This window comes from Cupriavidus sp. WS, from assembly GCF_000395345.1.
Lineage (GTDB): Bacteria > Pseudomonadota > Gammaproteobacteria > Burkholderiales > Burkholderiaceae > Cupriavidus > Cupriavidus basilensis_B.
In genome coordinates this window covers 1-19,558 of record NZ_AQPL01000454.1, presented here as the reverse complement: position 1 = coordinate 19,558, position 19,558 = coordinate 1, and the positions used below count along the sequence as shown (strand labels likewise).

The window sequence follows — 19,558 nt, the reverse complement described above, 5'->3', positions numbered from 1 at the left end:
AAACACAAAAATACTGACACTCCCCCGCTTCCTGCCCGTCAATACCTACTGATAAACCTCGGCATCCGCCAACGGCTGCCCCGCCCTGTCTCTCTCGGAAAGAACCAGCCCGTCGCGTACCGGCCAGTCGATCGCCAGGGTCTCGTCGCTCCACCGCAGCACACGCTCCGCCCCCGGGAATCGGTAGTCGGTCGTCTTGTAAAGCACGTCGGCAAACTCGGAAAGAACCAGGAACCCGTGCCCGAATCCCTCCGGTACCCATGTCATTTCCCGGCTCTCGGCAGACAGCTTATGCCCGACCCATTTGCCGAACGTCGGCGAGGCTCGGCGCAGGTCCACCGCCACGTCAAAAATCTCACCCTGAATTACCCGGACCAGCTTGGCCTGCGGATGTGTGATCTGATAGTGCAGCCCGCGCAGGACGTGGCGCGCGGAGCGCGACTGGTTATCCTGCACGAAGTCCACGTCGCGTCCGATGGATGCGGCGAATGTGCGCCGGTTGAAGCTCTCGAAGAAAATTCCACGTGCATCGCCGTGAACGGTTGGCTTCAGCACCAGCACGTCGGGGATCGCGGTACGCACCACATTCATAACTCAGCCTCGGCCAACAAGCCAAACAGATAGCGGCCATAGGTATTCTTGCGCAAAGGCTCGGCCGGCGCAGCCAACTCATCCCGGCTGATCCAGCCGAAGCGCCACGCGATTTCCTCCGGACAACACACCTTCTGCCCCTGACGATGCTCGATGGTCTGAATGAACTGGCTTGCCTCCAGCATCGACTCATGCGTGCCGGTATCGAGCCATGCGTAGCCGCGGCTCATCACTTCCACGTTGAGCCGACCGCGTTCCAGATACCACGAGTTGATGTCCGTGATCTCGAGTTCTCCGCGTGCAGACGGCCGCACGTTCTTGGCGGCCTCGACCACGTCGCCGTCATAGAAATAGAGGCCGGTCACCGCATAGTTGGATTTCGGCGCAACGGGTTTTTCTTCGAGCTTGATAGCACGACCTTCACGATCGAACTGGACCACGCCGTAGCGCTCCGGGTCCTGCACTCGGTACGCAAAGGCAGTCGCGCCATCCGGGCGCGCCGCGGCACGCCGGAGCATCGCGACCAGATCGTGCCCATAGAAGATATTGTCGCCAAGGATCAACGTCGCGGGAGCGCCAGCGAGGAATGACTCGCCGATCAGGAATGCCTGCGCCAGCCCGTCCGGCCTTGGCTGGACCGCATAAGACAGATGAATGCCCCACTGCTCACCCGTGCCTAGGAGTTGCTCGAAGCGCGGCGTGTCCTGCGGCGTCGAGATGATCAGGATGTCGCGGATTCCCGCGAGCATCAGCGTGCTCAGTGGATAGTAAATCAGCGGCTTGTCGTAGATGGGCAGCAGTTGCTTCGATACCGCGAGGGTGGCGGGATACAGTCTCGTGCCCGAGCCTCCGGCGAGGATAATGCCCTTGCGTGTCATGGCGTGTCGAGAATAAGTTGTTCTAGTACCTGCCGCATGCCGTCCTGCCAGGGCGGCATGTGCAGGCCAAAGCATTGCTCCAGGCGGGTGCAGTCCAGCCTGGCATTGCCGGGCCGTGGCGCAATCATCGGATAGTCCGACGATGCCACCGGCACGACCGCATCGCCCCGAGCGCGGATTGGCATCCCGAGCATCGCGGCGACTTCCACGGCCTCGCGCGCATATGCGTTCCAGTTCGTTGCGCCGGTAGCAGCAAGATGAAAAATACCTTGCGGGAAATCCACCAAATCCGCGGCCCTCCGGCGCTGGCTCTTTCGCAGAAAACCCCTGACCGCGTGCGCGGTGACGTCGGCGACAAGCGCGGCCGCGGTCGGCGCGCCAAACTGGTCGCAGACGACCTGCAGGCTGTCATGCTGCCGCGCATGGCGCAGGATCGTCTTCAGGAAGTTCTCGCCGTGGGCACCGAACACCCAACTGGTGCGGAACACCAGATGCATGGCGCCAGAAGCAATCACGGCGGTCTCCCCCGCGCGCTTGCTCTTGCCATACACGGACGGCGGCTCACAGGCGTCGGTCTCGACATAGGGCACCGGCTTGCGGCCGTCGAACACATGGTCGGTGGAATAGTGCACCAGCAGACTACCAAGGGCCCGGGCTTCCTCACCCAGGATGCCTGGCGCCGTGCCGTTGACCGCGAAGGCATGATCCGCGTCGGACTCGGCGTGGTCGACGGCGGTATAGGCTGCCGCATTGACAATGATCTCAGGCCGATAGTGCTGTACCACATGCCGAATCGCATCCGGCCGCGCGAGATCGCAGCCATGCCGGTCAAGCGCGACCACCTTTCCGAGCGAGGACAAGCTGCGACGCAGCTCGAACCCCACCTGGCCATTGCTGCCCGTCAGCAGGATGACGGGAGCGCGCGCGGCGTCAGGCCGCATAGTGCCTGGTGATCCAGTTTCGATATTCGCCGGTCGTCACGTCGCGCACCCACGCCTGGTTCTCCAGGTACCACTGCACGGTCTTGCGCAAGCCGGATTCGAACGTCTCGGCGGGCCTCCAGCCCAGTTGGCGCTCCAGCTTGCCCGCGTCGATGGCATAGCGCCGGTCATGCCCGGGGCGATCGGTCACGAAGGTGATCTGGTCCGCGTAGGAGCCAGCTGCCTTCGGCTTCATTTCGTCGAGCAGCTTGCACAAGAGACTAACGACCTCGATGTTGGTCTTTTCGTTCCAGCCGCCAATATTGTAGGTTTCACCTACGCGCCCGCGCGCCAGCACCTCGCGAATTGCAGCGCAGTGATCGCCGACGTACAGCCAGTCGCGTACATTGTGACCGTCGCCGTACACTGGCAACGGCTTGCCGGCCAGCGCATTCGCCACTACCAGCGGAATCAGCTTCTCTGGAAACTGATAGGGTCCGTAATTGTTCGAACAATTGGTGGTCAGAACAGGCAGCCCATACGTGTGGTGATAGGCCCGCACAAGGTGATCGGATGCCGCCTTCGATGCCGAATAGGGGCTGTTGGGCGCGTAGGCCGTGGTTTCGGAGAACTGCGGATCGTCGGCGCCGAGCGAACCGAAGACCTCATCGGTCGAAATGTGCAGGAAGCGGAAGCCCGCCTGCACTTCGCGTTTCAATGCAGCCCAATAGGCGCGGACAGACTCCAGCAGCGTGAAAGTGCCGACAATATTGGTCTGGACGAATTCGCCGGGGCCGTGAATGGAGCGGTCCACGTGGCTTTCCGCGGCAAAATGGACGACCGCGCTTGGTCGATACTCGGCAAGAAGCCGGTCGAGTGCGGCCCGGTCGCAAATGTCGGTGCGCGAAAAAACATGCCGCTTGTCATTTTCCAGCGAGGCCAGCGTCTTGAGGTTGCCGGCGTAGGTCAGCTTGTCGACGTTAACGATGCCGTCCGCCCCCGGCTGGGCGAGCCAGTCGAGGACAAAATTGGCGCCGATGAAACCGGCGCCACCGGTGACGAGAATATGGGACAAGCTTTTTCGCTCCCTGCCTTGGAATGGAGTTGGCTCTCGGGCCAATACAAAGTGCCCGTCGGCTCCGACTGATCCAGAGGACGGGAAACGCACGCTGAGAAGGTGTGCGGTATTCTATCCCACCCTAGGGCGCGCCCAGCCGAACTTGCCGTTCACGCGGGAGCAAACCGTCGCCAGGCCCTGCCCGTTATTTCGACCATGCAATCCATGCCTGATACACACCAGTTCGCCATCGGCGACCTCCAAGGCTGCGCCGGTTCGTTCGACGAACTGCTCTCCCGCCTTCCCACCGACAGCGCCCTGCGCTTCGTCGGCGACCTCATCAACCGCGGCCCCGCTTCCCTGCGGACGCTGCGCACCGTGCGCGCCCTCGGCGCGCGCGCCGAATCGGTGCTCGGCAACCACGACATCCATTTCCTGGCGGTGGCCGCGGGCGTGCGCAAGCGCGGGCGCAGCGATACGCTGGACGAGATGCTTGGCGCGCCGGATTGCGATGAATTGATCACATGGCTGCGGCACCGGCCGCTGGCCATCCGCGAGGGGGGATTCCTGCTGGTCCATGCCGGTGTATTGCCCCAGTGGACCGCCGCGCAGACGGTGGAGCTTGCCCAGGAGATCGAGGAACAGCTCCGGGGCGCCAACTGGCAGGGTTTTCTCGCCGACATCTTCGGCAACGGCGCCGACCGCTGGAGCGACGGCCTGCGCGGCATCGAGCGTCACCGCGTCGTCGTCAACGCGCTCACGCGGCTGCGCTTTTGCAGCGCGGATGGCGTGATGGACCTGAAAACCAAGGAGGGGCTTGCCGATGCGCCGGCCGGGGTCATGCCGTGGTTCGACGCCCCGGGCCGCCGCACGGCCGACACCACCGTGGTGTGCGGCCACTGGTCCACGCTCGGGCTGGTGATGCGGCCGAACCTGATGGCGCTGGATACCGGCTGCGTCTGGGGCGGCAAGCTGACCGCCGCGCGGCTGACCGCGGATCCGGCCGGGCGGACGCTGGTGCAGGTCGAGTGCCCGCAGTACTGCGACCCGCTGGCCTAGCGCAGCCGGTTTATTGCGACGTAGCCGGCGCGGGCGAGCCGTCGTCCGCGAGGCCGGGCAGGTCGTCGGCGGGCGCGGCCGCGCGGCCGGCGGCGCTGGCGCTGTTGACCCGCACGACCGCGTCCACGGCGTGCTGCCGGGCGCCCTGGCTCAGGTGGCTGACCACTTCGCGCGCGGCTTCGGCCAGTTCGCGGCGGCTGGTCGACGTTGCGTGCAGCGCGGGAGCGAAGCTCAGGCGCGCCGTGATCGGGCCGGAGCGCAGCACGGCGTTGAGCGTGTCGAGCAAGCTCAGGTCGCCGATGTACGCGGGCGCGGTGGTCGGCTGTCCGGTGGCGGCGTCGAGGTAGGACAGCCCGACCGGCTGCACCGGCAGGCCGCCGGAAACCGGCGCCTGCATCAGGTTGGCGTGAAACGGCAGCACGCTGGTGCCGTCGGTGGTGGTGCCTTCGGGGAACACGCAGACGAGGTCGCCCTGCAGCATCACGTCGGTGATGGCGTGCAGCACGCGGTGCGCGTCGCGCTTGCGCGCGCGTTCGATGAAGATGGTGCCGGTGTGGCCGCACAGCCAGCCGATCACGGGCCAGTCGCGGATCTCCGACTTGGCGACGAAGCGCGGCGGGTACCAGCTATTGATGACGTAGATGTCCAGCCAGGAGATATGGTTGGACACCACCATCGCGCCGCGCGGCGGCAGTTCGCCCGGCTCCAGCCCCTGGACTTCGAGCGTGATGCCGCAGATGCGCAGCAGCCGGCGCGACCAGCGCCGGATGTGCCAGCGCCGGGACTCGGCGCCCAGCCACGGGAACAGCAGCGCGCAGGTGACGATGCCGCGCAGCAGGTGGAGGATCAGCGCGGTCTTGCGCAGCCAGATCATGCGTGGCTCCCCGGCACGGTGTCAGTGCAGTTCGTGGACGACGTGGCCGCTGACGAGCGTGGCGCGCACGCGGCCGCGCATGTCGTAGCCGAGCCACGGCGAGTTCTTGCCCTGGCTCTTGAGCGCGCGCCGCTCGACCTTCCATTCCTGTGCGGGGTGGAAGATGCAGATGTCGGCGGTGCTGCCGCTGGCCAGCGTGCCGGCGGGCAGGCCCAGCACGCGCGCGGGCTCGGAGGTGATGCGGGCGAGCGCGCTGGCGAGCGGGACCTTGTGCTGCTCGGCCCAGCGCAGCGTCAGCGGCAGCAGCAGTTCGAGCCCGGTGGCGCCCGGCGAGGCTTCGGCGAAGGGCAGCAGCTTTTCGTCGTCGTCCACCGGGGTGTGGTCGGAGCACAGCGCGTCGATGGTGCCGTCGATCAGCCCCGCGATGATGGCGTCGCGGTCGCGGCTGCCGCGCAGCGGCGGCGAGAAGCGCATCTGCGAGTTGAAGTAGCCGATGTCCATGTCGGTCAGCGAGACGTGATGGATGTTGACGTCGCAGGTCACGGCCAGGCCTTCGCGCTTGGCCTGGCGCACCAGCTCGATGCCGGCGGCGGAGGACAGGCGGCACAGGTGCACGCGCGCGCCGGTGCTGCGCATGAGTTCGAAGATGGTGTGCAGGCGCACGGTCTCGGCGATCACGGACACGCCGGACAGGCCGAGGCGCGAGGCCACCGCACCGCTGGCGGCCACGCCGCCGCCGAGGTAGGGATCCTCGGGGCGCAGCCACACGGTGAAGCCGAAGGTCTGCGCGTATTGCAGCGCGCGCAGCAGCACGCGGGTGTCGCGGATCGGGGCTTCGGCCTGCGAGAAACCGATGCAGCCGGCCTCGGTGAGCTGCGACATCTCGGTCAGCGTTTCGCCCTTGAGGCCGAGCGTGAGCGCGCCGAGCGGATAGACGTGGGTCTGGTTGAGCGTGCGGGCGCGGAACTTGAGCATTTCCACCAGGCCGGGCTCGTCGAGCACCGGATCGGTGTCGGGCGGGCAGACCAGGCTGGTGACGCCGCCGGCGGTGGCGGCGGCCACCTCGGATTCGAGCGTGGCCTTGTATTCGTAGCCGGGCTCGCGCAGGCGCGCGGAGAGATCGACCAGGCCGGGGCAGACGACCAGCCCGCTGGCGTCGATGGTCTTGTTGGCGTGGAAGTCCGCCGGCGCGCTGCCGACGCCGACGACCTTGCCGGCGGCAATGTAGAGGTCTTGCTGCGCATCGACGTTCGCGGCCGGGTCGATCAGGCGGCCGCCTTTGATGTGGATCTTCATATCGTGTCGCTTGGCTTGTTGCGGTTGTTCTGGCTGTGGCGCTGGAGTGCGGTCGCGGTCAGTCGTGGTTCCCGGCCACGATCCCCATCACCGCCATGCGCACGGCGATGCCGAAGGTCACCTGGTTGAGGATCACGGACTGCGGCCCGTCGGCCACGGCGGAGTCGATCTCCACGCCGCGGTTCATCGGGCCGGGGTGCATCACGATGGCGTCGGGCCTGGCCAGCGCCAGCCGCTCGGGCGTGAGGCCGTAGGCCTTGAAGTATTCCTGCGCCGACGGCAGCAGCGCGCCGCTCATGCGTTCGTTCTGCAGGCGCAGCATGATGACCACGTCGACGCCCTTGAGCCCTTCTTCCATGTTGTGGAACACGCGCACGCCCATCTGCTCCAGGCCGGACGGCAGCAGCGTGCGCGGGCCGATCGCGCGCACTTCGGGCACGCCCAGCGTGGTCAGCGCGTGGATGTCGGAGCGCGCCACGCGCGAGTGCAGGATGTCGCCCACGATGGCCACCGTGAGCTTGGTGAAGTCCTGCTTGTAATGGCGGATCGTGTACATGTCGAGCAGCCCCTGGGTGGGGTGCGCGTGGCGGCCGTCGCCGGCGTTGATCACGTGCACGTGCGGCGCGACGTGCTCGGCGATCAGGTAGGGCGCGCCGGAGCTGGCGTGGCGCACCACGAACATGTCGGCCGACATCGCCGACAGGTTGTTGATGGTGTCGAGCAGCGACTCGCCCTTGCTGGTCGAGGACGCGTTGATGTTCAGGTTGAGCACGTCGGCCGAGAGCCGCTTGGCGGCGATCTCGAAGGTGGTGCGGGTGCGTGTGGAGTTCTCGAAGAACAGGTTGAACACGCTCTTGCCGCGCAGCAAGGGCACCTTTTTGACGTCGCGGTCGGAATCGGACAGCGAGACGAACTGGCTGGCCGTGTCGAGGATGTGCGCGATCATCTCGCGCGACAGGCCTTCGATCGACAGCAGGTGCTTGAGCTCGCCGTTCTTGGTCAGTTGCGGGTTGCGGAACGTCTTGATCATGGCAGTGGAAGAGAGCCGGGCGGCGGCGATTGGCTGGTCTGGAGCGGTCTGGTTCGTTGCTGAGCTTGCAGGCCGGCCCGGCGTGGCGGGCATCCGCCCGCGCGCGCCCGGCCCGGCCATGCGCCGGCCTCAGTTGCCGGTGGCCTCGACGGCGAAGGCGAAACGCATGCCGGCGCCGCTGCCCTCGTGCGACAGCACCAGCGTGGTGCCGGGCGGCAGCTCGACGTGCGCGGCGACGAAGTCGGCCGCGGCCGGCAGCTCGCGCCCGCCGCGGTCGGCCAGCACGGCCAGCGCCACGCGGGCCGGGCGGCCGTAGTCGAACAGTTCGTTGACGGCGGCGCGGATGGTGCGGCCGGTGGCGAGCACGTCGTCGATCAGCAGGATCTTGCGGTCCTGCACGTCGAACGGCAGCGTGGTCGGCTGGGCCTGACTGTGCAGGCCCTTCTTGGCGTAGTCGTCGCGGTGGAAGGCGACGTTGATGACCCCGTGGCCGGCCAGATGCAGGTCGGCGGCCAGCCGCTCGGCGATCCAGGCGCCGCCGGAATGGATGCCGGCCACCGACCATTGCGCACGCTCGGCGTCAGGCAGCGCGGCCTGCACCTGGTCGCGCAGCGTGCGATAGAGCGCCTCGGCGTCTGGAGAGGAAGTCTGGGTCATAGGGGATGCTGGTCGAAGTACTGTTGCAGGATAAGGCGGGCGGCCTCGGCATCGAGCTCGCCGGGCCGGTAGCCGGCCATCTGGGCCAGGCGCGAGGTGTAGCGTTCGTCGACCCACTCCACCGGCAGGCCGAAGCGGCCGTTGAGCTGGTTGCCGAAGCGGCGGGCGAGGCGCATGGAAGGCTGCTCGCCGCCGTCCGGGTTGACCGGCATGCCCACCACGAACCGCACCGGCGCCCATTCCCTGACGAGCGCGGCCACCGCCTCGAAGCGGGCTGCCACGGTGGGATTGGGCAGGATGACGAGCGGGCGCGCCTCGCGCGTGATGAAGTTGCCGAGCGCCACGCCGATCTTCTTCTCGCCGTAGTCGAAGGCGAGGACGGTGCCGTCGGCGGGCAGCGGGCCCGGCGGCGTGGACGCCGCTGCGCCCTCAGGCATGCCCGGCCTCGCCCGAGAGCATGGTGAAGTCGATGCCCAGCAGGCGGATGGCGGCGGCGAAGCGTTCTTCGGGCGGCACGCTGAAGATGATCTCGGGATCGGCCTGGACCGTCAGCCAGCCGTTGCGGCTGAGCTCGTCCTCGAGCTGCCCGGCGCCCCAGCCGGCGTAGCCGAGCGTGAGCAGGAAGCGGTGCGGGCCGCTGCCGTTGGCGACGGCTTCGAGCACGTCCTTGGAGGTGGTCATCTCGAGCCCGCCGGGCACCGCCAGCGACGAGACGTAGATGCCGACCGGATCATGCAGCACGAAACCGCGCTCGGTCTGCACCGGACCGCCGAAATACACGGGCTGCTGCGCCACCGGCTGGATCTCGAGCTTGAGGTCGATCTTGTCGAACAGCGTGGCCATGTCGATGTCGATAGGCCGGTTGATCACCAGGCCCAGCGCGCCGCGGTCGTTGTGCTCGCACAAATAGACGACGGAACCCGAAAAGGTCGGGTCTGCCATGCCGGGCATGGCAATCAGGAACTGATTGGTGAGATTGATTGGGGCTTCCAGCGTCGCCATCCCTGCATTTTATCAAATCAAAGCCGTCCGTCCGGAAAAGATTCGCCCATGCCGCACTGCAACATGAACACCCTTCCGGCCCCGGCGCGCGTTGCCGCGCGCCCTATTCCTTGCGCGCCAGCGCGGCGAGGTCGTCCGGCGTGAGCCAGCGCCATTCGCCCGGCGCCAGTGCCGGCTCCAGCACCAGCCCGCCGATGGCGCTGCGGTGCAGCGCCTCCACGTGGTTGCCGGCCGCCGCCACCATGCGCTTGACCTGATGGTACTTGCCCTCCGACAGGGTCAGGCGCAGGCCGCGCTCGCCGGTGGCCTCGCAGGCCACGGCGGCAAGCGGCGCCGGCTCGTCCTCCAGTTGCACGCCGGCCAACAGCGCGTCGACCTGGGCCTGCGTGACGGGCTCGGCGGTCGTCACCTCGTAGACCTTGGGCACCTTCTTCTTGGGCGAGGTCTGGGCGTGGATGAACTGGCCGTCGTCCGACAGCAGCAGCAGCCCGGTGGTGTCCTGGTCGAGCCGGCCCACCGCCTGCACCTCGCGCTGACGCAGCGGCACCGGCAACAGGTTGTACACGCTGGGATGGTGGCGCGGGCGCTGCGAGCATTCGTAGCCGACCGGCTTGTTGAGCATCAGGTAGGCCTTGGTGTGGCCGATCCATTCCTCGCCGTCCACGGTCAGGCGCAGCCCGTCGATCTCGAACTGCGCGCGCGGGTCCTCGCACAGCACGCCGTCGACCTCGACCAGGCCGGCGCCGATCAGGTCGCCGCAGTAGCGGCGGGTGCCGAAGCCTTGCGATTGGAGGATGCGGTCGAGTGTGGTGGCCATGTCTTGCTTCTTGCTGTCTGGAATGCTGGAAAAATCGGGAAGTATATGCACCGGCATGCAAAGCCGGCGCCGCGGCGCGGCCTCCGGCCGCCCGTGTGCTAGGGTAGCAGGCTTCAATCCCGAGGAACGCCGATCTTGCCCACCCCGCCCGCCGGCACGCGCCAGCCCTACCGGATCGACCGGCGCTTCGAACGCGGCCTGGTCTGGTTCCGGCGCGACCTGCGCGCCGACGACCACGCGGCGCTGCATTATGCCCTCAAGCACTGCCGCCGGGTGTGGTGCGCGTTCGTGTTCGACCGCGAGATCCTCGCCGCGCTGCGCGCGCGCAGCCTTGCCGCCGACCGCCGCGTGGAGTTCATCCTCGCCTCGCTGGCGCCGCTGGACGCCGCCCTCAGGGCGGCCGGCGGCGGCCTGATCGTGCTCGACGCCGCGGCGCGCGCGGCCATCCCCGCGCTGGCCGCCGAACTGGGCGCGGAGGCGGTCTTCGCCAACCACGACTACGAGCCCGCCGCGCAGGCGCGCGATGCCGACGTCGGCCAGGCGCTGGCGGCGGCGGCGCGCGCCTTCTTCACCTTCAAGGACCAGGCGGTCTTCGAGCGCGACGAGATCCTGACCGGCCAGGGCACGCCGTTCTCGGTGTTCACGCCGTACAAGAACGCCTGGCTCAAGGCGCTGCTGCCGTTCGACCTCAAGCCCTACCCGGTCGAGCCTTACCTGCCGGCGCTCGCCCCGGTCCCCAGGGCCCACGCGCGGGCGCTGCCCACGCTGCGCGCGCTGGGTTTCGCGCCGTCCAACCTGGCCCAGATCGCCATGCCGGCGGGCAGCGCCGGCGCCCACGCGCTGCTCGGCGACTTCCTCGCGCGCATGGGCGACTACGCCCGGCGGCGCGACTTTCCCGCGCTGCGCGGACCGAGCTACCTGTCGGTGCACCTGCGCTTCGGCACGCTCTCGATCCGCACGCTGGCGCGCGCGGCCCACGAGGCGGTGCTGCGCGGCGGCGCCGACAGCGCGGGCGCGGCGACGTGGCTGTCGGAGCTGATCTGGCGCGACTTCTATTTCATGATCCTGCACCACCATCCGCGCGTGGCCGCCGGGCAGGCGTTCCATGCAGCCTACGACGCCATCCGCTGGGTGGACGGCGACACCGGCGAGCGCTATTTCCAGGCCTGGCGCGACGCCCGCACCGGCTACCCGCTGGTGGACGCGGCCATGCTGCAGATCCGGCAGAGCGGCTACATGCACAACCGCCTGCGCATGGTGGCGGCCAGTTTCCTGGTCAAGGACCTCGGCGTGGACTGGCGGCGCGGCGAGCAGTATTTCGCCGACCAGCTCAACGATTTCGACCTGGCCGCCAACAACGGCGGCTGGCAGTGGGCGGCCTCGACCGGCTGCGACGCGCAGCCCTACTTCCGCATCTTCAACCCGGTCACGCAGTCGCAGAAGTTCGATCCGCAGGGGCGCTTCATCCGCAAGTACCTGCCGCAACTGGCGCGGCTGCCGGACAAGTACGTCCACGCCCCGTGGACCGCGCCCGACGACGTGCTGGCCGCCGCCGGCGTGAAGCTCGGCGAGGACTACCCGCGCCCGCTCGTGCAGCACGACGTGGCGCGCAGGGAGACGCTGGCGCGTTACGCGGTGGTGAAGGAAAAACGCCCGGACGGCGGTCCGGGCGAGGCGGATACAAAGTCGGAGGCGGAGGCGATTCCCGACGACGCGGGCGGCAAGCCGGCCGGATGAGCGCCCGGCGCGGCGGCCGCTACCTCGCTACGCCGCCAGCATGGCGCTTTCGCGATAGTGCTTCTGCGCTTCCTCGGGCCGCTCGGTCTCTTCGTACAGCCGGCCCAGCGCCAGGTGCGCGCGCACGCGCAGCCGGCGCTGCGATTCGTCGTCGGCGTACCGCAGCGCGCGCTCGAAGCTCGACTGGGCCTTGCCCCACAGCTTCTCGCCCAGGCACAGCATGCCCAGCGCGAAATACAGGTCGGCGTCGACCGGATGCTGCACCAGCCATTTCTCGGCCTGCTGGATCTGCGGCAGCGCGTGGCCCGGCTCGGCGCATTCGGCATAGCGCAGCACCAGCCGGCTGTCCCAGTTCACCTTGAGCGCGTCTTCCACGATCTTGCGCGCCTCGTCCTGGCGGCCCAGCGCGGCGAAGTAGCGCGCGGCGGGCTCGGCGATGCGCGCGGCGCGGCGCTCGTCGGCCGACAGCGAGCGCCACAGGTCCTGCAGCGCCTCGGCGTCGTGGCGGCGCTCTTCGAGCAGCGCTTCGCAGGCCAGTTGCTTGAGGCGCAGCGCCAGCACCGGGTGGATGGCGTTGCGCTTTTCCAGCGAGCGCGCCAGGCGCAGCACCTCGGACCAGTTCTTCAGGTGCTGGTGCGCGCGCAGCGCGATGCGCTGCACGTGGATCTGGCGCGCGCCCTGCGACTGCAGTTGCGCGATGGTCTCCAGCGCGCCTTCGGCGTCGCGCGCGTCGACCAGCAGCTCGGCCATCGACACCAGCCGCGCCTGCTCGCGCTCGGGGTCGGTGACTTGCGCCATCCAGGCGTCGCGCCGCTCCATTTCCTGCATGCGGTGCGCGGCGCGCGCGCCGATCAGCGCCGCGGTCTGGGCCTGCTCGGGCCAGGCCTGGGCTTCGCGCGCGGTGCGCTCGGCGCGCGCGAAGCGGCCGGCGAACAGGTTCTCGATCGACTCGCGCAACGCGGCCTGCGCGCGGTTCATGCGGCTGCGCTCGCGGTAGGCGGCGGCGCGCCCGGGCATCTCCGACAGGTGCCGCACCGTGGTGAGGATGGTCCAGACCACGAAGAACGCCAGCAGCAGCAGGGCCAGCGCGAGGTTGAGCGAGAGTTCGACCCGGTACGGCGGGTAGAACAGCACCACGTTGCTTTGGTTGAATTGCGTAAACAGCGCCAGCCCGACCGCGCCGCCAAAGAGGATCGCCACCCAGAACAGAAGCCGCATGCGCTACTCCTTCTTGAGCGCCTGCAGCGCGCCGAGGCTCTCCGCCATCGTCGGCAGCTGCACCGACACCGCGCCGGCCTGGGCCTGCTTGAGCAGCGTCAGCGCGGCCTGCACGCGGCGCGACTTGGTGTCGAAATAGCGGCCGATCATGGCCTGCGCGGCGGCGAGGTCGTTGCGGAACACCGGCTCGTTGCGCGACAGCAGCGCCAGCCGCGCGTTGAGCAGGCGCAGCTTGACGTTCTCGCGCAGGAACCAGCCCTGGTCGCCGGTCAGCAGCAGCGCCTGGGCGTCGTCCACGCGGCGGATGCGGATGACCTGCGTCAGCTCGTCGCGCACGCTGTCCCACAGGCCGCCGAACCAGCCGGCCACGGCGTTGCCCACCGACGGCGCGGCGGCGCTGCGCGCCACGTTCTTCGTATTGCCCTTGTCCGGCTTCGCCTCGGCCCTGGTGGTCGCCTCGGCCTTGCGCGCGTCGGCCTCGCTGCGCTCGAGCATGCGCTCGCTCGACAGCAGCGGCAGCGTGTCGACCTGGTTGATGGCTTCGTCGAGCTTGATGGCGGCGCCGGTCAGGTCGGTGTCCGGCACCGCCTTCATGCGCGCGACATCGCGCGCGATGGCCCGGCGCAGCAGGTTGTACTGCGGCTTGTCGGTGCGCGCCAGGCGGGTGTCGGCGCTTTGCAGCGCGGCCAGCGCCACCTGCACGTTGCCGGTCAGCTGAAGCTGCTGGCCGGCGTTGGTCAGCAGCTGCTGGATCTCGGCGATTTCCCAATCGTCGCGGTTGCGCATCAGGTCCTGGTAGACCTGCTCGAGCGCGGACTGCTTGTCGCGCGCCTCGCCGAGCTGGCCGTCGAGCGCGCCGACCTTGGCCTGCAGCTCCTTGACCGTATCCTGCGCGTTGCGCGACAGCACGCGCGTTTCCTGCACCAGCGCGTCGTTGCTCTGCTGGCGCCGCGCCAGTTCCTGCGTGAGGTGCTCGACGCGGTTCTGCAGCCACCAGAAGCCACCGCCGATGGCGAGGATCAGCAGGACCAGCAGCAGCCACCACGGACTGACGCGCGCCGCGCCGCGGGCGGGCGGCGCCGCGGGCGGCGGGCTGGTGGCGGGAGGAGCGGTAGCGGTATGTTCTTGCGTCACGCGATCGGCCTTCGTTGGCGTTGTTGACGATATGGCGGAGGAAGCGTTGTCCGGCAAGGCCGGCGGCGGCGGCGCCACCGGCGCCACGGCGGACGGTGCCGATGCCGGCGCCGGCATCGGCGCGGGCGGGCCGGCGTGGGCCTGGGCCCACTGGCGGCACGCGGCGAGCAGGCCTTCGTCGCCCGGCGCGGCGCGCAGCACGTGCGCGAAGCCCAGCGCGGCGGCCTGCTCGGCGATTCTCGCATGCGGCGCGATGCACTGCACCTGGCGCAGGCCCGCCAGCTCCTGCGGGCTGAGCGCTTCGCGGGCCATGCCGTCGAGATTGCGCACGGCCTCGGAACTGGTCAGCAGCCACGCCTGCGGCGGCGCGCCCGGCTTGAGCCCGTCGCGCACGGCCTGCCACTGCATGCTGCCGGGCGCGGGCACCGAGCGCCGGTAGGCCTCGACGGCGCGCACCTCGGCGCCGGCGCCACGCAGGCGCTCGGCCAGCCAGTCGCGCCCGCCGTTGCCGCGCACGATCAGGACCTGGCGCCCGGCCAGCGCCGCCGCGCCGAGCTGGCTGTCGATCTGCTGCCACAGGGCTTCGGAGTCGAAGCGGGTGTCGCCGCCGTCGTTGCCGTTGCTGCTGTCGCCGCCGTTGCCATTGCCATTGCCGTTTTCGTTGTCGGCGCCGTCGCCGTTGTCGGCCAGGCCGGCGCCGTCCGCCTCATGCGCATGGCTGCCCGCCGGCGCGATCACGCGGCAGGCGGGCGCGGCGATGCCGCGTTCGGCCAGCGCGGCCACGCTGGCCGGGCCGACCACCGCGAGCGGCACGGCCTCGGGCCAGCGCGGCGCGGGCTTGTCCTGCACCTGGGCCAGCGCGTCGAGCGCGAAGGCCACGGCATTGGGGCTGACGAAGACCACCAGCGCGAAGTCCGCCAGTTGCGCCAGCGCGGCGCGCAGCGGGCCTTCGTCGGCGGCGGGGCCGATCGCCAGCAGGGGAAAGCCGAGCACGTCCAGGCCGGCTGCCGAGAGCGCCTCGGTCAGTTGCCGGGACTGCCCGGCGGGTCGTGTCACAACGACGGTCGGGCGGGGCATGGGCCGGCCTCAGGCGGGAGCTTGCGGCGAAGCCGGATCCGCCAGCGCGGCCAGGATGCCGGCGGCGCCCTGGTCGAGCAGGTCGCGGGCGACGGCGCTGCCGAGCGCCTCGGCGCGGGCCACCGCGTCGTCACCCGCGACCAGCGCCGCGGCGCTGGCGCGCACGCTGCGGCTGCCGTCGGGCAGCGCCACGGAGGCGTCGATGCGCAGCTGCGCGCCGTCCCAGCGCGCGTGGGCGGCCAGCGGCACCTGGCAGGAGCCGCCCAGCAGACGCGACACGGCGCGCTCGGCGGTCACGGCCAGCGCGCTGGGCGCGTGGTTGAGCGGGGCGAGCCAGGCGGCCAGCTCGGGGCGGCCGGCGGGAATCTCGATGCCCAGCGCGCCCTGGCCCGCGGCCGGCAGCGAGCTGACCGGATCGAGCACGGCGCGGATGCGGCCGGCCAGCCCGAGGCGCTTGAGCCCGGCGGCGGCCAGGATGATGGCGGCGTAATCGCCGCGGTCGAGCTTGGCCAGGCGCGTGTCGAGGTTGCCGCGCAGCGGGCGGATCTCCAGGTGCGGGTAGCGCGCGCGCAGCGCGGCCTCGCGGCGCAGGCTGGAGGTGCCCACCACGGTGCCGGCGGGCATCTCGTCGAGCGAGCCGAAGCGCGCCGACACCAGCGCGTCGTGCGGGTCCTCGCGCTCCATGATGGCGGCCAGCGCAAACCCGGCGGGTAGCTCCATCGGCACATCCTTGAGCGAGTGCACGGCGAGATCGGCGCGGCCGTCGGCCATCGCGATCTCCAGCTCCTTGACGAAGAGCCCCTTGCCGCCGACTTTCGACAGCGTGCGGTCTAGAATCTGGTCTCCGCGGGTCGTCATGCCCAGGATGGACACATCGCACGCGGGATAGTATTGTTGCAACGCAGCACGCACATGCTCGGCCTGCCACATCGCCAGACGGCTTTCGCGGGAGGCGATGACAAGCTTGCGCGGCGCGGCGCCGGAGGAAGACTGGGGAACGGATGCTTGCATCCGCGCATGTTAGCACGCACCCCAAGCCGCTCCAGGCGACGAATAAGAGAGACGAGACAACAGGAGATTGCATGACGCAGCAAGCCGCGCGCCCTGCCGGCCGGCGCCAGACCGCCGCCAGCCGGGCCGACGCCCCCGATGCCGCCCTGGCCCTGGCCACGGTTCCCGCAAGCCCCCCCGCCCCGCCCGCCGCCGGCGCCAGACCGGCCCGGCTCCCCCGATCCGCCGACGCCGCCAAGCCCGTCAAGGCCACCAGGCCCATCAAGCCCACCAAGGCCGCCAGTGCCGCGAACGCCACCGCCGCGCCGGCGCCGGCCCGCCGCGCCAGCGACAAGGACGTGCCGCTGCGCGAGGACATCCGCTTCCTGGGCCGCCTGCTGGGCGACTGCGTGCGCGAGCAGGAAGGCGAGGCCGCCTTCGAGCTGGTCGAGACCATCCGCCAGATGGCGGTGCGCTTTCGCCGCGAGAACGACCGCGCCGCCGGCGCCGAGCTGGACCGCCTGCTCAAGCGCCTGTCGCGCGACCAGACCAACTGGGTGGTGCGCGCGTTCAGCTATTTCTCGCACCTGGCCAACATCGCCGAGGACCAGCACCACAACCGCCGCCGCCGCGTGCACGCGCTGGCCGGCTCGCCGGCGCAGCCGGGCAGCCTGGCGCGCGCGCTGCAGGCCATCGACGCGGCCGGCGTGTCCGGCAAGACCCTGCGCCAGTTCTTCGACGAGGCGCTGATCGTGCCGGTACTCACCGCCCACCCGACCGAGGTGCAGCGCAAGAGCATCCTCGACGCCGAGCGCGAGATCGCGCGCCTGCTGGCCGAGCGCGACCTGCCCATGACCGCGCGCGAGCGCGAGCACAACACCGCGCTGCTGCGCGCGCGCGTGACCACGCTGTGGCAGACCCGCATGCTGCGCAACACGCGCCTGATGGTGGTGGACGAGATCGAGAACGCGCTGTCCTACTACCGCACCTGCTTCCTGCGCGGCATCCCGCAGCTGATGAGCGAGCTGGAGGAGGACATCGCCGCGGTGTTCCCGGCCTCGCGCCGCCACAAGGGCGCGCCGGCCGCGGCCGGCCCGGCGCAGCTCGCGCCGTTCTTCCAGATGGGCTCGTGGATCGGCGGCGACCGCGACGGCAACCCCAACGTCACCGCGGCCACGCTGGAGCAGGCCGCGACCAAGCAGTCGTCGCTGATCCTGGAGTGGTACCTGGACGAGGTGCACGCGCTCGGCGCCGAGCTGTCGATGTCCAGCCTGATGGTGGAGGCCAGCCCCGAGCTGCTGGCGCTGGCCGACATCTCGCCCGACCACTCCGACCATCGCGCCGACGAGCCCTACCGCCGCGCGCTGATCGGCATCTACGCGCGCCTGGCGGCCACCTGCCTGGCCATCAACGGCCAGGCCGCGCCGCGCCACCCGGTGGCCGACGCCGCGCCCTACGCCGACGCGCAGTCGTTCGCCGCCGACGTGCAGGTGGTGACCGACTCGCTGCGCGCCCACCACGGCGCGGCGCTGGCGCGCACGCGCATCGACGCGCTGGCCAAGGCCATCGCCGTGTTCGGCTTCCACCTGGCGTCGATCGACATGCGCCAGGTCTCCGACGTGCACGAAGCCGTGATCGCCGAGCTGTTCGCCGCCGCCGGCGTGGAGGCCGACTACGCCGGCCTGCCCGAGGCGCGCAAGCTGGAGCTGCTGCTGGCCGAGCTGCGCCAGCCGCGCCTGCTGACGCTGCCGTGGCACACCTACTCCGAGCAGACCCGCAGCGAACTCGCCATCCTGGACACCGCGCGCCAGCTGCGCGCCCGCTACGGCGCGCGCGTGGCGCGCAACTACATCATCTCGCACACCGAGACGCTGTCCGACCTGGTGGAGGTGATGCTGCTGCAGAAGGAAGCCGGCATGCTGCGCGGCACGCTCGGCAGCAAGACCGACCCGGCCCGCATGGAACTGATGGTGATCCCGCTGTTCGAGACCATCGAGGACTTGCGCAACGCCGCCGGCATCATGCAGTCGCTGCTGGAGCTGCCGGGCTTCGCCCCGGTGATCGCCCACCACGGCGGCGAGCAGGAAGTGATGCTGGGCTATTCGGACTCCAACAAGGACGGCGGCTTCCTGACCTCGAACTGGGAGCTGTACAAGGCCGAGCTGGCGCTGGTGCAATTGTTCGAGCAGCGCAAGGTCAAGCTGCGCCTGTTCCACGGCCGCGGCGGCACGGTCGGCCGCGGCGGCGGCCCGACCTACCAGGCCATCCTGTCGCAGCCGCCGGGCACGGTCAACGGGCAGATCCGCCTGACCGAGCAGGGCGAGATCATCAACAGCAAGTTCGCCAACGCCGAGATCGGCCGGCGCAACCTGGAGACGGTGATCGCCGCCACGCTGGAAGCGTCGCTGCTGCCCACACAGAACGCGCCGAAGGAGCTGGCCGCGTTCGAGGCGATGATGCAGCAGCTCTCGGACCGCGCCTTCGCGTCCTACCGCGACCTGGTCTACGACACGCCGGGCTTCAAGGACTATTTCTTCGCCACCACGCCGATCACCGAGATCGCCGACCTGAACCTCGGCTCGCGCCCGGCCTCGCGCAAGCTGATGGACAAGAAGCACCGCCGCATCGAGGACCTGCGCGCGATTCCGTGGGGCTTCTCGTGGGGCCAGTGCCGGCTGCTGCTGCCGGGCTGGTTCGGCTTCGGCAGCGCGGTCCGGGCGGTGCTGGACGCGGCGCCCGACGACAAGGCGCGCAAGGCGGCGCAGGCCACGCTGCGGCGCATGGTCAAGTCGTGGCCGTTCTTCTCCACGCTGCTGTCCAACATGGACATGGTGCTGGCCAAGACCGACCTCGCGGTGGCCTCGCGCTACGCCGCGCTGTGCGAGGACGCGGCGCTGCGCAAGACCGTGTTCGCGCGCATCAGCGCCGAGTGGCACCTGACCTGCGACATGCTGGCGCTGATCACCGGGCGCCAGGAGCGCCTGGCCGACAACCCGCTGCTGGCGCGCTCGATCAAGAACCGCTTCGCCTACCTCGACCCGCTCAACCACTTGCAGGTGGAGCTGCTCAAGCGCTACCGCTCGGGCAAGGACGGCGACGACATCCGCGTGCGGCGCGGCATCCACCTCACCATCAACGGGGTGGCGGCGGGGCTGCGCAACAGCGGCTGATTCCGCGGGTTCCGCCGATTCCGCTGACCCCGCCGGGGCCGCGGCGGCGCC

The 19,558-nt window shown here is 69.7% G+C and carries 17 protein-coding genes; 3 read left to right on the top strand and 14 right to left on the bottom strand.

The genetic code is table 11. The features are described from left to right. Window positions 1-45: 45 nt before the first annotated feature. The 4 genes from rfbC to rfbB are packed head-to-tail and all read right to left on the bottom strand — an operon-like array spanning window position 46 to window position 3,464. Entirely contained in the window at window positions 46-591 is a 546-nt protein-coding gene (rfbC, locus tag K206_RS0130950; RefSeq protein ID WP_020206196.1) for a dTDP-4-dehydrorhamnose 3,5-epimerase, read from the bottom strand. Continuing rightward, window positions 588-1,469 carry a glucose-1-phosphate thymidylyltransferase RfbA gene (gene rfbA / locus K206_RS0130945; RefSeq protein WP_020206195.1) on the bottom strand — a complete coding sequence of 294 codons (882 nt, stop codon included), beginning with the start codon at window positions 1,467-1,469 and terminating at the stop codon, window positions 588-590. The genes rfbC and rfbA overlap by 4 nt, the downstream gene beginning before the upstream one ends. Beyond that, window positions 1,466-2,410: a dTDP-4-dehydrorhamnose reductase gene (gene rfbD / locus K206_RS0130940; RefSeq protein WP_020206194.1), complete on the bottom strand. Its 945-nt coding sequence runs from the start codon at window positions 2,408-2,410 to the stop codon at window positions 1,466-1,468. The genes rfbA and rfbD overlap by 4 nt, the downstream gene beginning before the upstream one ends. Then, window positions 2,400-3,464 carry a dTDP-glucose 4,6-dehydratase gene (gene rfbB, locus K206_RS0130935; protein WP_020206193.1) on the bottom strand — a complete coding sequence of 355 codons (1,065 nt, stop codon included), beginning with the start codon at window positions 3,462-3,464 and terminating at the stop codon, window positions 2,400-2,402. Before rfbB ends, rfbD begins: the two co-directional genes overlap by 11 nt. A 198-nt stretch (window positions 3,465-3,662) precedes the next feature. On the opposite strand from rfbB, the gene K206_RS0130930 reads away from it, so the two are divergent. Beyond that, window positions 3,663-4,505: a symmetrical bis(5'-nucleosyl)-tetraphosphatase gene (locus K206_RS0130930; protein WP_020423983.1), complete on the top strand. Its 843-nt coding sequence runs from the start codon at window positions 3,663-3,665 to the stop codon at window positions 4,503-4,505. Window positions 4,506-4,515: 10 nt separating this feature from the next. On the opposite strand, the gene K206_RS0130925 is transcribed toward K206_RS0130930, so the two are convergent. The 7 genes from K206_RS0130925 to K206_RS0130895 form a co-directional block, all read right to left on the bottom strand. Beyond that, complete coding sequence (locus K206_RS0130925) at window positions 4,516-5,379, bottom strand: 1-acyl-sn-glycerol-3-phosphate acyltransferase (protein ID WP_020206191.1); 864 nt, start codon at window positions 5,377-5,379, stop codon at window positions 4,516-4,518. Between the two features lie 21 nt (window positions 5,380-5,400). Continuing rightward, on the bottom strand, window positions 5,401-6,675 hold the full coding sequence (locus K206_RS0130920; RefSeq protein ID WP_020206190.1) for a dihydroorotase: 1,275 nt from the start codon (window positions 6,673-6,675) through the stop codon (window positions 5,401-5,403). A 58-nt stretch (window positions 6,676-6,733) separates the two neighbouring features. Next, window positions 6,734-7,705, bottom strand: coding sequence for an aspartate carbamoyltransferase catalytic subunit (locus K206_RS0130915; protein ID WP_020206189.1), 972 nt, complete (start codon window positions 7,703-7,705; stop codon window positions 6,734-6,736). Window positions 7,706-7,834: 129 nt separating this feature from the next. Next, window positions 7,835-8,362, bottom strand: a complete 528-nt coding sequence (gene pyrR, locus K206_RS0130910; RefSeq protein WP_020206188.1) for a bifunctional pyr operon transcriptional regulator/uracil phosphoribosyltransferase PyrR — start codon at window positions 8,360-8,362, stop codon at window positions 7,835-7,837. Further along, window positions 8,359-8,799 carry a Holliday junction resolvase RuvX gene (ruvX, locus tag K206_RS0130905; RefSeq protein ID WP_020206187.1) on the bottom strand — a complete coding sequence of 147 codons (441 nt, stop codon included), beginning with the start codon at window positions 8,797-8,799 and terminating at the stop codon, window positions 8,359-8,361. Before ruvX ends, pyrR begins: the two co-directional genes overlap by 4 nt. Continuing rightward, window positions 8,792-9,364, bottom strand: a complete 573-nt coding sequence (locus K206_RS0130900; protein ID WP_020206186.1) for a YqgE/AlgH family protein — start codon at window positions 9,362-9,364, stop codon at window positions 8,792-8,794. Before K206_RS0130900 ends, ruvX begins: the two co-directional genes overlap by 8 nt. 103 nt (window positions 9,365-9,467) lie before the next feature. Further along, window positions 9,468-10,181: a 16S rRNA pseudouridine(516) synthase gene (locus K206_RS0130895; protein ID WP_020206185.1), complete on the bottom strand. Its 714-nt coding sequence runs from the start codon at window positions 10,179-10,181 to the stop codon at window positions 9,468-9,470. A 135-nt stretch (window positions 10,182-10,316) separates the two neighbouring features. Here K206_RS0130895 and K206_RS0130890 point away from each other — a divergent pair, with 135 nt between their 5' ends. Next, window positions 10,317-11,918 (top strand): deoxyribodipyrimidine photo-lyase, encoded by a 1,602-nt coding sequence (locus K206_RS0130890; protein WP_020206184.1) that lies wholly within the window; start codon window positions 10,317-10,319, stop codon window positions 11,916-11,918. A gap of 27 nt (window positions 11,919-11,945) precedes the next feature. Here K206_RS0130890 and K206_RS0130885 read toward each other — a convergent pair whose 3' ends face one another. Genes K206_RS0130885 through hemC form a run of 3 tightly spaced genes read right to left on the bottom strand, consistent with a single transcriptional unit; the run spans window position 11,946 to window position 16,358 of the window. Next, entirely contained in the window at window positions 11,946-13,136 is a 1,191-nt protein-coding gene (locus tag K206_RS0130885; RefSeq protein WP_020206183.1) for a heme biosynthesis protein HemY, read from the bottom strand. Between the two features lie 3 nt (window positions 13,137-13,139). After that, the gene (gene hemDX / locus K206_RS0130880) at window positions 13,140-15,347 is read right to left on the bottom strand and encodes a fused uroporphyrinogen-III synthase HemD/membrane protein HemX (protein ID WP_029044281.1); all 2,208 of its coding nucleotides are present in this window, start codon (window positions 15,345-15,347) and stop codon (window positions 13,140-13,142) included. Window positions 15,348-15,356: 9 nt separating this feature from the next. Next, window positions 15,357-16,358 carry a hydroxymethylbilane synthase gene (gene hemC / locus K206_RS0130875; protein WP_029044280.1) on the bottom strand — a complete coding sequence of 334 codons (1,002 nt, stop codon included), beginning with the start codon at window positions 16,356-16,358 and terminating at the stop codon, window positions 15,357-15,359. Window positions 16,359-16,429: 71 nt separating this feature from the next. On the opposite strand from hemC, the gene ppc reads away from it, so the two are divergent. Next, the gene (ppc, locus tag K206_RS0130870) at window positions 16,430-19,507 is read left to right on the top strand and encodes a phosphoenolpyruvate carboxylase (protein WP_020206180.1); all 3,078 of its coding nucleotides are present in this window, start codon (window positions 16,430-16,432) and stop codon (window positions 19,505-19,507) included. Window positions 19,508-19,558: the final 51 nt, after the last annotated feature.